Raw genomic sequence first — 12,527 nt, forward strand, 5'->3', positions numbered from 1 at the left:
GAGCACGACCATGGGCCCCATGACTGAAATCGGTTTTCTGCTAGTACAAACCCTGTTCAGCCTGTATCTGGGCGTGGTCATTCTGCGGCTGCTGCTGCAACTGGCACGGGCGGATTTCTACAACCCCATCTCCCAATTTATGGTGAAGGCAACCAATCCGCTGTTGCTGCCCCTGCGCAAGGTGGTTCCGCCGCTGGGCAAGATCGACTCGGCCTCTATTGTGCTGGCGCTCGCGGTACAAATGATCGCCATGCTGGCCATCCTGCTGCTGTTCGGTGCGCGTGTGCCGGATGTGCTGACCCTGTTGGGCTGGTCGGTGATCGGCTGTATTGCGCTGACGGTGAATATTTATTTCTTCGCCATCATCATCAATATCATTCTGAGCTGGGTCGCACCCGGCAGCTACCATCCGGCGGCGGTGCTCTTGTATCAGCTGACCGAGCCGGTAATGCAGCCCTTCCGCAAACTGATTCCACCGATGGGTGGCATTGATCTGTCGCCCATCCTCGTATTTCTGTCGATCAGTGTGCTGCAGATTCTGATCAAGGCCATGGCCCAATCCGCAGGCCTAAGCCCAGCGCTGGTGTTCGGTCTGTGACAGACGATTACGCGCCCCACCGCAGCGATGAATTGCCGCCGGATTCGGTCGGCATCGTCGAGCCGCGCACCCAGCATTTCAGCGATTCTCTGACGCTGGCCTGTGGTCGCTCGCTCGATGAATACGACATCGTCTACGAAACCTACGGCGAGCTGAACGCGGCCAAAAGCAACGCGATTCTGATTTGCCACGCCCTGTCCGGTCATCATCACGCGGCTGGTTATCACTCGGCAGACGATAAAAAGCCGGGTTGGTGGGAAGTCTGCATCGGCCCCGGCAAGCCCATCGATACCAATCACTTTTTTGTGCTGAGCATTAACAACCTCGGCGGCTGTCACGGCAGTACCGGCCCGGCCAGCATCAACCCCGCCACAGGCAAACCCTGGGGGCCGGATTTCCCAGCCTTGCGCTGTCGGGATTGGGTCGCCTCCCAGCGCCGGATGATGGCCCTGTTCGGTATTGAGCAGTGGGCGGCGGTGATTGGCGGCAGTTTAGGCGGTATGCAAGCCATGCGCTGGGCGCTGGAACACCCGGACGAAGTGCGTCACTGCATCGTCATTGCTTCGGCCATGCGTCTCACCGCGCAGAATATTGCGTTTAACGAAATCGCGCGGCAGGCGATCACCTCTGATCCGGAGTTTCATGGCGGTCGCTATCTCGAACACGAGACCATTCCCAAGTCTGGATTGGCGCTGGCGCGTATGGTCGGGCACGTGACCTATTTGTCGGAAGATGGCATGGGTGAAAAGTTCGGCCGTGAAATCAAGTCCGGCAATTTTCAGATCGGCCAGGACGACAAGGTCGAATTTCAGGTGGAAAGTTATCTGCGTTATCAGGGCGATGTGTTTTCGCGCAGCTTTGATGCCAACACCTATTTGCTGATGACCAAGGCGCTGGATTATTTTGATCTGGCCCGTGAATACAACGACGATCCGGTTGAGGCCTTCCAGCACGCCAAGTGTGGTTTCCTCGTTATGTCCTTTACCAGTGACTGGCGCTTTGCGCCGTCGCGCTCGCGAGAAATCGTCGATGCCTTGGTTGCCGCCCGCAAACCGGTTTGTTACGCCGAGATCGAAGCCAACTTCGGTCACGACGCCTTCCTGCTGCCGATAGAGCGCTACCTGAAAACCTTCAGCGCTTACATGTTGCGGGTGAAAGAGGAGGTGAATCGTGCGCTTTGATCTGAACCTCGCCGCCGAATGGATTGACGACAACAGCCGCGTGCTCGACCTCGGCTGTGGTGACGGCAGTTTGCTCGCCTACTTGCGCGATCATCACAATGTCGATGGCCTAGGGCTGGAAATAAACGACGCCCATATTCGCGAGTGCATTGAAAAAGGCCTCAGCGTGATTGATCACGATCTGGATTACGGCCTGAAAAAATTCCGCGACAACAGTTTTGATGTGGTGGTCATGGCGCAGGCCTTGCAGACCCTGCGCTCGCCGCATCTGGTGATTGATGAAATGTTGCGTGTAGGTCGCGAGTGCATCGTGACCTTCCCGAACTTTGGTTACTGGCGTGGCCGTCTGTATCTGGGTTATCGCGGGCGTATGCCGGTCTCCAAGTTTTTGCCTCACAACTGGTACGACACGCCGAATATTCACTTCTGTACCGTGCGCGATTTTGAGCAGCTCTGTCAGGAAAAAGGCATTCGCATTCTGCACCGCACGGTCGTGAATGCGGCCGACTGCGAGAGTCTGATCGCGTCAAAACTGCCTAACCTGTTCGGGGTCACGGCGGTCTACCACATCAGCAAATAATGCCGGGAGAAATTATGAGAGTCGCTTTGTCGATCCTGCTGTCGCTGTGCCTTCTGGGTACCGCACAGGCGGAACAAAAACAGCGTTTCGGTAACTACGATGTGCACTACAGCATCGTCAACACCACCTTTCTCAAGCCCGACGTTGCCAAAGCCTATGGCATTACCCGTGGCGATGATCGTTTTATCCTGAATATCAGTGTGCGTGAACTGCAGGCTGACGGCAGCGATGTGGCGCGCAAATCAGAAGTGTCAGGTACGGTGTTTAATCTGATTCACCGCAAGTCGCTCGATTTCCAAGAGATCGACGAGCGCGATGCTATTTACTACATCGCCCAGTTTACGGCGGATAATAAAGAGATGCTGGATTTTACCCTGTCGATCAAGCCGGACAGCAGCGCGCGCAGCTACAAACTGCAGTTCAACAAAAAACTGTACACGGGGAAATAATGTCTCGCGTTGTTCTCGCCAGCGGTAACCGCGGCAAGTTAAAAGAAATGCAGCAGGTCCTGGCCGATACCGGCTTTGAGCTGCTGTTGCAGACTGATTTTAATATCGACGACGCCGACGAGACTGGCCTCAGCTTTGTCGAAAACGCCCTGATCAAAGCGCGCCACGCCAGTCGCGAAACCGGCTTGCCGGCGTTGGCGGATGATTCAGGTTTGTGTGTGGACGCGCTCGGTGGTCAGCCTGGTATTTACTCCGCCCGCTACAGTGGCGAAGGCGCCAACGATGAAAAAAATAACGCCAAGTTGCTCGACGCATTAGCCGGTAAAACCGAGCGCGGCGCGACCTTTGTGTGCGTGCTGGCCTATGTGCGCCATGCAGACGATCCGCTGCCTCTGATCTGTCAGGGATTGTGGCGCGGTGAAATTCTCGATGCACCGCGCGGTGAAAACGGCTTTGGTTACGACCCCCTGTTTTTTGTGCCGGAGCTCGACTGCTGCTCGGCGGAACTCACCCCGGAGGTGAAAAACCGCAATAGCCATCGCGGTTTGGCCCTGCGCGAATTTCTTAGCCAATGGCGCACCGCTCCTTCCGTATCCACCTGAGTGACGGTCGCTCCTTTCCCGGCCGCACTGACCATACCTTGTTGCGCCAATTACAGGATGCCGGCTGTCGCGTTCCGGTAGCGTGCAGCAACGGCAACTGCGGGCGCTGCTTCGCCCGCAGCGATAGCGGCGATCAGATTCCGCTCTGTACCACTTACGCTGAAGCGGATGTCGCACTTACCCTGCCATTTGTTGCGCACTGGCGGCGCTATCGCTGTCAGCTGATTGAAGCGCGCACCGGGGAGCTGGTGTTGCGCCTGCCAGCCGGCCGTATCACCGCAGAGGGAGATCAGTGGCTGGTATGCAGCGAAGCGGGTATTCAAAATGCAGCCCTGATTCGGCGCGAGGGCCGTGTACTGCGACTCGCCTGTCAGGACACCACGCCACATTCGATGATCACCGTGATCAACGTGGAAAGCGCCACAAATGGACGTTACCAATTGCGTGAAGGCGCTCACACGCTATTGCGAAATCTCACCGCCAGCACCGCGCGAGAACTGCAACAATCCTTGATACACTACGAGCTCAGTATTACTCACTGACGGCCCTCGCGGCTTTTAACGGTAGCAGAGGAGGCATACCGTGCTGAGTGCGATCGCAAAACTACTCAAAGTACTTAATTCCGACGACAACCCTGCGCAGGTTGCGCTGGCCATTGTGTTTGCCCTGATCATGGGGCTGACGCCGCTGGCCTCACCGCACAATTTGCTGATCTTGCTGTTGGTGCTGGTGATCCGCGTCAACCTGAGTTTTTTCATTCTCGGTTTTGTGCTGTTTTCCGGGCTGGCCTACGCACTCGATCCGCTCAGTGCCCAGCTCGGCGCAACCGTTCTGCAGTCAGAATCCATGAACGGCGTGTGGACCGCTATGTACCAGTCGTCTTTCTGGCGTTTTATGGCCTACAACAACACGCTGGTGATGGGTAGTTTCTGTCTCAGCCTGATTCTGGCGCTGCCGATTTACTGGGCGGTGATCTGGACCATCACGCGCTACCGCGAAAAAATTCGCGCGCGTCTCGCCGAAACGCGATTGATGTTGTTTGTAAAAAGCACGCGTTTATTTGAACTCTACAGCGCCCTCAACTAACACACGCAAGGTAAACGGAGAATCACGATGAAGGAATGGATTCGCTGGTGGGGTCTGGGTGTGTTCGCGGTTGTGGCCGCCCTCTGGATACTCTGCATCGACTGGGTGATTGAAAGCAGCATTGAATTTGCCGGTACCCAGGCGGTAGGCGCGAAGGTTGAACTGGACAGCGCCGAGCTGTCACTCAGCGATGGTACGCTCACCCTGAACCGCTTGCAGGTGACCAACCCCGATAAACCCATGCAGAACCTGTTTGAAGCAGAGCGCATTCACAGCCAGGTTGACCTGCTGATGCTGCTGCGCAGGCAGTTTATTTCCGACGAAGCGACGATTGATGGATTGAATCTTTACACCGAGCGCGACAGCAGCGGTGCCATCGACGGTCGTCTGTTCAGCTTCAGCAAAAAAGAGGGTGAAGAAGGTGCCGATCTCGATCTGACCTCGAAACTGAATCTGCCCGATGTCGATCAAATGGTCGCCGAGGAAAAATCCCGTCTGCAGGCGGAAGTCGATGCCATGAAAGCGGAGGTGGATGACATTCAGCGCGGCTGGGAACAGCGCATTGCCCAGCTACCGAGTCAGGAGAAGCTCGCAGAATACCGTCGTCGCTGGGAGGAACTGGAAGATCAGAATGCCCTTGTTCGCATCAAGGGTACCAAAGAATTGCGCGATGAAATCGACGACGATCTCGACGCCTTGCGCGAGCTGGACGAGCAGATCAAAACCGATCGCGAGCGCATTGCTGCGCTGACCGAGCGCGCCAAAACCCTGCCCAAGCGCGAGGCGGATCGACTGTTGGCCAGCGTCGGTCTGGATCAGGGTTTTGAAGGCATGATCCGCCACATTGTGGGCGACGAGGCTTATCAGATGGTGCAGCAGGGCCTGTCACTCTATCAAACCGCTGCCAGTCAGCTCAGCGAGAATGACCCGCTGCAAAGCGAAGAAGAGGCCAAGCGTCAGCGTGGCACCGGCGAGTACATTCGTTTTGCTGAAGACCAGCCACTGCCGGATTTCCTGATCAAACGCGCGAGCATCAATGGCAGTGTACCGGTGGCAGGCGACACCATTCGCTTTGACGGGGTGCTGAGCGATATCAGCAACGCCCAGAAAATCTGGGGCAAACCGCTGGCCCTAAAAGCGAGTGGCGGCAGTGATAAGGGGGCGAGCCTGAACCTCAATGGTTTGTTCGACCATCGCGGTGCAGACCCTCTCGACTCGCTGGATTTTGATCTACGCAAATTGGACCTGCAGGCGCTTCAATTGTCAGACAATTCAAAATTGCCCATCAGCCTGCAGCAGGGTGTGGCCGATATCAGCACCCGCTTTGCGCTGGGTAAAAATGGTCTTGATGCCACCGTCGACTCTCTGGTGAAACAGGCGGAATTTCTGGTGGCGGAAACCGCCGAGTCATCATCCGCTGAACTGCTGCGCAAGGCACTGACCGCGGCCAAGCAGTTTGACCTGAAGATGGCGATTTCAGGCAACCCGGAAGATCCGAGCCTGAAACTGAAGTCGAGTCTGGATAAGTTAATTGGAGACGTGCTCGGCGCCGAGCTGAAAGCGAAGGTAGCTGAGCACAAGGCAGAACTGCAGTCGAAGCTCAGTGAGTCCCTGTCGGGCAGTACCGCCAAGCTGGAAGGCAAGGGTGGTTTTCTCGATGACTACAAGGGTCAGCTGGAAGAGAAGCGCAATGCGCTAAAGGCTTTGTTGAAGGATCTTCGTTAATTCATCTACGCCGTTATTACGTACCCGAAGCACTTCGTGGGGCATGCTAAGCACTGCGAAGCAATCTCTTGAATCAGGCACACGCTGGTGGAGATTGCTTCGCGGTGCTCGCAATGACGTCTTTTTCGCAATCAAAAGCAAGCTACGCCACCGTCTCGTACGGTGTTCTCCGTCATCGCGAGGAACGCAGTGACGTGGCGATCTCATAATGGCCTCTCGTATTAACCCACCTTGGTCGGAAACTTCATGGGAATAGCGCGACTGCTTTTCTGCAGACCTTCCTGAAAAAACGCGCTGCTGCGTTCATGCTCACCGAGATAGGCCAGCAGGCGTCCCAGTTCCGCACAGACGTCAGGGCCGGGATCAAAGCGGTGACTGCTTTCGAGGTATTCCCGCGCCTTGCCCCACAACTCATTGCGCAGGCTCAGGCGGCCCAGTGCCAGCAGCAGGGTGGCATCATTGGTGCGATCGGGCAGCCAGGATTCTGCGGTCAGTAATTGCTTGTCAGGCTCCGGCGCAGCAATTTGGCCGTACAGTGCGACCAGCTCCCGGCGCCAGTCTTTGCGCAGATGCTTGCGCAAGGTTTCTTCGGCCAGTCCGGTTTCATTTTGCTCAACCAGCAAGTTTACGTACTGCTCGACCACGGTGGCGTCGCTGCGCAATTCCTTCGGCAGTTTCTGCCAGCACTGACGCAACTGTTCGCCATCGGCCTTACTGGATTCACCCAGCTTGAGCAATTGGCCGAGGGCGGCCTTGCGTTGCAGGGCGGTCAGTTCTTCCGGCTGTACCAGACGATTCTTTTTCAGATCCGGCAGCAAGGCCAGCAGGGATTCCCAATCTTCCAAACCCTCGTAGACGGACTTCAGCAGACGCAGCACCGCCGGGTGCTTGGCCACATTGCGCTGGGCGCGGGTCAGACTGGCATGGCTCTCTTCCAGTCGGCCGTTCTGCAGCAGCAGCCGGGCCTGAACCAATTCAATCGCGACCCGGGCGCCCTGGGTTTCGCGCTCGGCCTTGGCCAACAGGGCGTTGGCCTCCCGCACTTCGCCGAGGGCATTGCTGGCATAGGCGGCACCGAGGTAATTAAGCAGGGGCTCGTCGAGATCGTCGATATGGCGGGTGAGCAGCTGGCGAGCCTTTTGGTAATTGCCTTCAACCAAGGCAATCAGACCGTCGGTGCTCTCGCGATGGCTGCGTTTTTCACGGCGTTGGGCCAGGTAGCGGCTGAAGCGGCTGGTGCTTTTCAGGCTGCCCTGACTGAGGCGCAGCAGAAAATGACCGACAGCGAGCAGCACCAGAAACAGGGCCAACGCCACCCAGAAAGAGGTTTCGATGGCCACGCTGCCAATGGCAACCAGCATATAGCCCGGGTCGCGTTGAATCAGTACCCCGAGCGATGCCGCGCCGGCCAGCACGCCAAGACTGATCAGGAAGTAGCGAATCACTTGGCAGCCCCCGCGTGTTGACGTTCATCCATGTACAGGGTGATGGCGTTGATACTGGATTGCAGCGGCGGCGCTTCCGGTCGCACGCGTTGTTTCGCCAGCTCGTCTAGCGCTGCCAGCAGGGCCTGTTCGGCGTCTTCATCGCGGTAATAGCGGCGCACCCAGTCGCTGCTGCGCTGAAGTGCTTTTTCGTACAGTGCCTGATTGCCGCTGACCAGTGCCCAGCGAGCCTGCTCCAGCATTAGTTCCAGATTGTGCTGGAACAGTTCGCGCTGACCGCCGGCAATAACGGCGCTCTGGTAGCGGGCATCCCGGTCGCTGACCTTGATATAGGAATCCAGTTTGTCGAGGGCGCGGCCGGAGACAAACTTGATGTGATCCCACAGGGTTTCCCAGGCCAGCGGCGGAGGTGTTTCTTCAGCGGCCGCCACTTCCTCTATCTCAACTTTATGGTCGGCCAGTGGCTGCAGCTGCCGGGCTTGCTCGCTTACCGCTAACAGTCGGTCGTAATGATCTTCCACCGAAAACGCCGCCGCTTCACTGAGGGCAGTCAGCTCGCGGCCGAGAATTTCGAGTACGTCCTGTACTTTCGGGTCGGCGACCATTTGCAGGTGCTTCTGGGCTTCCCGGGCCAGACTTTCGGCGCTGTTTAGATCGCCGCCAAAGCGCACCTGCTGACGCGCGAGTCGCAATAGATAGTCGGCTTCGGCGAGCACCCAATCGTCGCGGTTAAGACGGGCCAGTTCGCTGAGGCGAGATTGCTGTTCATCCAGTGCGGTGCGCAGACTGGTCACGCGCTGATTTTGCAGTTGGCGGGCATTTTCCGCGGACAGCTGCTGACGCTTGAGCATTTCGCGGAGTTCGCTGTCCTGCTCATTGAGTTGTTCGCGCAGTTCACTCAGTGACTGGCGCTGGGCCTTGCGCGCCTCGGACTGCCAGCTTGCGCCAGCCGCTTCGAGATCGTCGCGCCAGGGCGCGGCTTCACGCACCTCTTGAGATGCCTGTTGTTCCAGCCAGAACTGATAGCCTAGCCAGCCGGCACTGGCGCCGCTCAGCAGGAAGGCGAGCAGGGCAATGAACAGCGTGAAGCCGCCGCCGCGACGATTTTCAGGCTTGGCCTTTGGCGTCGTTTCGGGTGCGCTCTGTTTTTCGGTCAGGACAGGCGGTGCTGTCTCGGGCGCGTCATTATCAGCGCCGCTAGATGGCTGCTCGGGCTTGTCGGTGTCCGACATGCAGTCTCCCCTTATTTACAACGGGTTTATGATGGCGCGGGAACAGCTTCCAGTGCGGCCACGGTAGCGTCTGTTCCGGCATTGCGCGCGGGAATGGCTTTAGCATAGCCCAGTTTTGCTGCTATAGCAGCGACTCGCTCACTCGGTACTATTACCGGTTTATTGAACAGCGGGTGTTGCTCAGGAAGGAGTGTCGTCAGGTTTTCCAAACTTTCGCCGCTGTTGATGATGGTCGCATTGATGTCAGCTTCCTGCAGTTGCTGCAAAAAATGCTTAGGCTCTACAGTTGGCGGGCTGCGCCGGTAGCACTCAATATAGTCTACTTGCGCGCCGCGTGCGGTCAGTGTGTCGGCCAGCGTTTCGCGGCCGCCTGCGCCGCGCACGATGGCAATCTTTTGGTGTTCTAGCGTCTGCAACGCCGGATGCGCCAACAGGGCTTCACTATTCATCGCACCGGCCGACAGGTCATCACCGCCTTCAACCCGCAAACCGCGTGCGTGCAGGGCGCCCGCGGTGGCGGCACCGATGGCAAAGCAGCGTTGTCGCGCCGGCCACTGGGGCCACAGGGATTCGATTAATTCGGCGCCGTGTTCTACCGCATTCACACTGATAAAAATCAGCGCGTCATAGCGATCCAGCTCCAATACGCGCTGGCGAGCCGGTTCTAGATCCGCACCGGTGAGGGCGTCGATTGTCAGAAGAGGAACGTGCAGGGTCCGGGCGCCGCGACGTTGCAGTGCGTCCAACAGGGAGTCGGCGCGGCTGGCAGGCCGAGTAACCAGAACCCGCCAGTCTTTCAAGCTGTGGTCAGCGTGACCCGGTGCCATAGACCGCCGCCAGAATATCGCCGGCACCTTGATTGAGCAGGGCTTCCGCCACGGCGCGACCGAGCGCTTCGGGATCAGCCGCGCTGCCGCGGGCTTCGGCTTCGAGCACCGTGCTGCCATCGGGTGAACCGACCAGTCCGCGCAACCACAGTTGTTCGCCTTCGAGCAGGGCGTAACCGGCAATGGGTACCTGACAGCCGCCTTCGAGACGATTATTCATGGCGCGCTCGGCACGCACCCGCAGTTCGGTGTCCTGATGGCTTAAGGGCGCCAACAGTTGTTTCAGTTCGCTGTCGTCGCTGCGCACTTCCACGCCGACCGCGCCCTGACCGACGGCGGGCAGGGATTGTTCCGGTTCCAGAAAACTGGCGATTCGTTCGTTCAACTCCAATCGCAGCAAACCGGCGGCAGCCAGAACAATGGCATCAAATTCGCCCTCGTCGAGCTTGCGCAGACGGGTTTGTACATTGCCGCGCAGGCTGCGCACGATGAGGTCCGGGCGCTGGGCGCGGATCTGGCATTCCCGGCGCAGGCTGGAGGTGCCCACCACCGCGCCCTGAGGCAGTTCGTCGACATTGGCGAAGCGGTTGCTGACAAAGGCATCGCGCGGGTCTTCGCGCTCGCAGATGACCGCCAGCTCCAATCCCTCGGGGAAATGCATGGGCACATCTTTCATCGAGTGCACGGCCATATCGGCGCGGCCGTCGAGCATGGCCTGTTCCAGTTCTTTCACAAACAGGGCCTTGCCACCGATTTTGGAGAGGGGCGAATCCAGCAGCTGGTCGCCGCGGGTGGTCATGCCGACCAGTTCCACCTGTATACCGGCGTGGTGTTTCTCCAGCTCAGCCTTGATGAATTCGGCCTGCCAGAGGGCGAGCAGACTTTCTCGGGTGGCGATGCGAACAGTGCGGGTCAAGGCGGGCCTCGTGTTGATTCGTGAGTGTGACTGCGGGGCCACTATGATACGGGTACCCTGCGCCATCGCAAGTGATTGCGGCGCCAGAATGGCTCACAAGGTCAGGATTGAGGGGAATCAGGTCTGCCGCCAGCAGGCAGACCTGAGGTAAGGCGCTCAGGCGTCGGGGAAGGCGGTCCAGCCATGGGTCCAAGCCTGCTTGCTGCCCGGACGCATGGCGCCGTGGTAGTTGGCGGCCTCATCCCAGAATTCGCCTTCCGGGCTGTTCAACTTGGGCTCCTGCGCGAGGCTGCGCAGCAGGGGAATGTAGTCCGGGGTATCGCGACGGGCGGCGCTGCTGGTCAGGCCGACATTGGTGCCCAAGTGCACATCCTCGAGCGAGGCGAAATAGCGGGCTTCGCTGAAGCCGCTGTCGTCGTCCTTGTCGGTGCTGCTTTCGTTGGCAAAATAGGCTTTGCCGTCGGCGCCGATATTTTCCACCAGCAGACCGGAGAAGGTCAGGGTCTGGCCGATGCCGCGCACAGTCTCCAGATCACGCAGGTCGATAAGCTCACCGGAAAAGCCCTGTATCAGCATGTTGTTGAAGTGGCCGCCGGTACCCTCGCGCAGGGTCATGGCGCGTTGGTATTTCTCGGCGTCACCGGAACTGATCAGGGTCACGTTGTGAAACACCGGCTCGGAACGCGGCGTTGCGCTGTGGTTATCGCCGTTGTTGTCGCCCTCGAAGGCGTTGTCGCCGACGCCGGGGTATTGCTGTACCACCAGAAACTGCACCCGGCCCCGCCAGCCCAAGTCCCAGTCCAGTGAATCGTCGCCGGCGCCGGTGATCAGAATGTGTTTCAGATCGACGTTGCCGCCAAAGACTTCAACCCCGTCATCCAGCGCCTGATGAACCTGCACATGGCGCACAATGCTGTTGCTGCCGCAGCCACCCAGAGTCAGGCCGTTCAGCTCATTGTTGGCGTAGGCCTCAAAACCGGCAAATTCGATGCGGGCATATTCGAGCACGCCGCAGTTGGCGGCCGGATCATTGCCGCCGAAGGCCGCGCGCGAGTCATTGGCGGGCACGCCTTCAATGCGGGCGTCGGCCACATTCACCGGCGCGTTGCCGAGCATCACCAGCCCGCCCCAGTCACCGGCTTTGCGCGCACCAACGGGATTGGCGCTGGTGAATACGATGGGCTCTGCCTGAGTGCCGCGGGCGTGGAGGGTGGCGTCGCGGGTTATCACGAGGGCCGAACCATTCTTGCCCAGTACCTGCGTGCCCGGGTCAATGACCAGCCGGCCGCCGGCCTCGAGGTAAACGATGTCTTCCAGAATCCATTGCTTGTCGGCGGTCCAGCGCTGCTCGCCAAACAGCGAACCACTCACCAATACCCGCGAACTGCTTAAACCCAATGAATCCCGCAGCAGCCAGGTTGTGGCAGCGGCGATGATAAACAGCAGGGTTAAAACGCTTGGAATCAGCACTTGTCGCTGGGAGGGCTTGTCCACGCCGACAAAGCCCTGTTGGCTCTGGTGGGGTTGATGCTGGCTGGCTTGCGCATCCGCATTCAGGCTGCGCCGCGTCGCCACCGTATTGTCGCGAGAGATCAGCACGTCGTGACGGTCGGCGCCGAGCAGTTCCTTGGCCATCTCGCGGATTTTCGGGTGGCGACTGCCGGTGGCGCGGCGGATAAATTCGAGCCGGTAATCCGGGTCTTTCAGCAGGGTATTGAAGTGAAGCTGGCCGAGGCCCTGTTTGTCCTGTTCTTCACACAGCTGTTTCAGTTGCCAGAGCCCTTCGACTAGCTGGGCGCGGGGGGACGCAGTCTCCATGGTCGTCATAATCTTATTCCTTGTTGCAGCTGGCTGCGGAGTATGGCGCTGGAGTGTGACGCTTTGAT

General features: G+C 58.7%; 13 protein-coding genes. 8 read left to right on the forward strand and 5 right to left on the reverse strand.

The window, feature by feature from the left end; all coding sequences use genetic code 11:
• Positions 1 to 10: 10 nt before the first annotated feature.
• Genes FHR99_RS15060 through FHR99_RS15095 form a run of 8 tightly spaced genes read left to right on the forward strand, consistent with a single transcriptional unit; the run spans position 11 to position 6,221 of the window.
• A complete protein-coding gene (locus FHR99_RS15060) occupies positions 11 to 598 on the forward strand; it encodes a YggT family protein (RefSeq protein ID WP_183411532.1) in 588 nt (195 codons plus the stop codon).
• On the forward strand, positions 595 to 1,779 hold the full coding sequence (metX, locus tag FHR99_RS15065; protein WP_343067629.1) for a homoserine O-succinyltransferase MetX: 1,185 nt from the start codon (positions 595 to 597) through the stop codon (positions 1,777 to 1,779). Before FHR99_RS15060 ends, metX begins: the two co-directional genes overlap by 4 nt.
• The gene (gene metW, locus FHR99_RS15070; protein ID WP_183411533.1) at positions 1,769 to 2,359 is read left to right on the forward strand and encodes a methionine biosynthesis protein MetW; all 591 of its coding nucleotides are present in this window, start codon (positions 1,769 to 1,771) and stop codon (positions 2,357 to 2,359) included. Before metX ends, metW begins: the two co-directional genes overlap by 11 nt.
• Before the next feature lie 14 nt (positions 2,360 to 2,373).
• Positions 2,374 to 2,808, forward strand: coding sequence for a DUF4426 domain-containing protein (locus tag FHR99_RS15075; protein WP_221200508.1), 435 nt, complete (start codon positions 2,374 to 2,376; stop codon positions 2,806 to 2,808).
• Positions 2,808 to 3,410, forward strand: coding sequence for an RdgB/HAM1 family non-canonical purine NTP pyrophosphatase (gene rdgB / locus FHR99_RS15080; RefSeq protein WP_183411534.1), 603 nt, complete (start codon positions 2,808 to 2,810; stop codon positions 3,408 to 3,410). The genes FHR99_RS15075 and rdgB overlap by 1 nt, the downstream gene beginning before the upstream one ends.
• Positions 3,380 to 3,952, forward strand: coding sequence for a 2Fe-2S iron-sulfur cluster-binding protein (locus FHR99_RS15085; RefSeq protein ID WP_183411535.1), 573 nt, complete (start codon positions 3,380 to 3,382; stop codon positions 3,950 to 3,952). Before rdgB ends, FHR99_RS15085 begins: the two co-directional genes overlap by 31 nt.
• 40 nt (positions 3,953 to 3,992) lie before the next feature.
• Positions 3,993 to 4,496: a TIGR03546 family protein gene (locus FHR99_RS15090; RefSeq protein WP_183411536.1), complete on the forward strand. Its 504-nt coding sequence runs from the start codon at positions 3,993 to 3,995 to the stop codon at positions 4,494 to 4,496.
• Between the two features lie 27 nt (positions 4,497 to 4,523).
• Complete coding sequence (locus tag FHR99_RS15095; RefSeq protein WP_183411537.1) at positions 4,524 to 6,221, forward strand: TIGR03545 family protein; 1,698 nt, start codon at positions 4,524 to 4,526, stop codon at positions 6,219 to 6,221.
• A gap of 221 nt (positions 6,222 to 6,442) precedes the next feature.
• Here FHR99_RS15095 and FHR99_RS15100 read toward each other — a convergent pair whose 3' ends face one another.
• The 5 genes from FHR99_RS15100 to FHR99_RS15120 form a co-directional block, all read right to left on the reverse strand.
• Positions 6,443 to 7,666 carry a heme biosynthesis HemY N-terminal domain-containing protein gene (locus FHR99_RS15100; RefSeq protein ID WP_183411538.1) on the reverse strand — a complete coding sequence of 408 codons (1,224 nt, stop codon included), beginning with the start codon at positions 7,664 to 7,666 and terminating at the stop codon, positions 6,443 to 6,445.
• Positions 7,663 to 8,898: a uroporphyrinogen-III C-methyltransferase gene (locus FHR99_RS15105; RefSeq protein ID WP_183411539.1), complete on the reverse strand. Its 1,236-nt coding sequence runs from the start codon at positions 8,896 to 8,898 to the stop codon at positions 7,663 to 7,665. The genes FHR99_RS15100 and FHR99_RS15105 overlap by 4 nt, the downstream gene beginning before the upstream one ends.
• 26 nt (positions 8,899 to 8,924) lie before the next feature.
• Complete coding sequence (locus tag FHR99_RS15110; RefSeq protein ID WP_183411540.1) at positions 8,925 to 9,725, reverse strand: uroporphyrinogen-III synthase; 801 nt, start codon at positions 9,723 to 9,725, stop codon at positions 8,925 to 8,927.
• Positions 9,706 to 10,641: a hydroxymethylbilane synthase gene (gene hemC / locus FHR99_RS15115; protein WP_246386963.1), complete on the reverse strand. Its 936-nt coding sequence runs from the start codon at positions 10,639 to 10,641 to the stop codon at positions 9,706 to 9,708. Before hemC ends, FHR99_RS15110 begins: the two co-directional genes overlap by 20 nt.
• A 156-nt stretch (positions 10,642 to 10,797) precedes the next feature.
• Entirely contained in the window at positions 10,798 to 12,468 is a 1,671-nt protein-coding gene (locus FHR99_RS15120; protein WP_246386965.1) for a hypothetical protein, read from the reverse strand.
• Between the last annotated feature and the right edge of the window lie 59 nt (positions 12,469 to 12,527).

It is taken from the genome of Litorivivens lipolytica, from assembly GCF_014191715.1.
In the GTDB taxonomy this organism is placed as follows: Bacteria; Pseudomonadota; Gammaproteobacteria; order Pseudomonadales; family Spongiibacteraceae; genus Litorivivens; species Litorivivens lipolytica.

Excerpts from the sequence above, each read along its gene's own strand:
- FHR99_RS15110 (WP_183411540.1), bottom strand. The coding sequence starts at position 9,725 with ATGGCACCGGGTCACGCTGACCACAGCTTGAAAGACTGGCGGGTTCTG.
- FHR99_RS15105 (WP_183411539.1), bottom strand. The coding sequence starts at position 8,898 with ATGTCGGACACCGACAAGCCCGAGCAGCCATCTAGCGGCGCTGATAAT.
- FHR99_RS15085 (WP_183411535.1), top strand. The coding sequence starts at position 3,380 with ATGGCGCACCGCTCCTTCCGTATCCACCTGAGTGACGGTCGCTCCTTT.
- rdgB (WP_183411534.1), top strand. The coding sequence starts at position 2,808 with ATGTCTCGCGTTGTTCTCGCCAGCGGTAACCGCGGCAAGTTAAAAGAA.
- FHR99_RS15075 (WP_221200508.1), top strand. The coding sequence starts at position 2,374 with ATGAGAGTCGCTTTGTCGATCCTGCTGTCGCTGTGCCTTCTGGGTACC.
- FHR99_RS15095 (WP_183411537.1), top strand. The coding sequence starts at position 4,524 with ATGAAGGAATGGATTCGCTGGTGGGGTCTGGGTGTGTTCGCGGTTGTG.
- FHR99_RS15120 (WP_246386965.1), bottom strand. The coding sequence starts at position 12,468 with ATGACGACCATGGAGACTGCGTCCCCCCGCGCCCAGCTAGTCGAAGGG.
- FHR99_RS15060 (WP_183411532.1), top strand. The coding sequence starts at position 11 with ATGGGCCCCATGACTGAAATCGGTTTTCTGCTAGTACAAACCCTGTTC.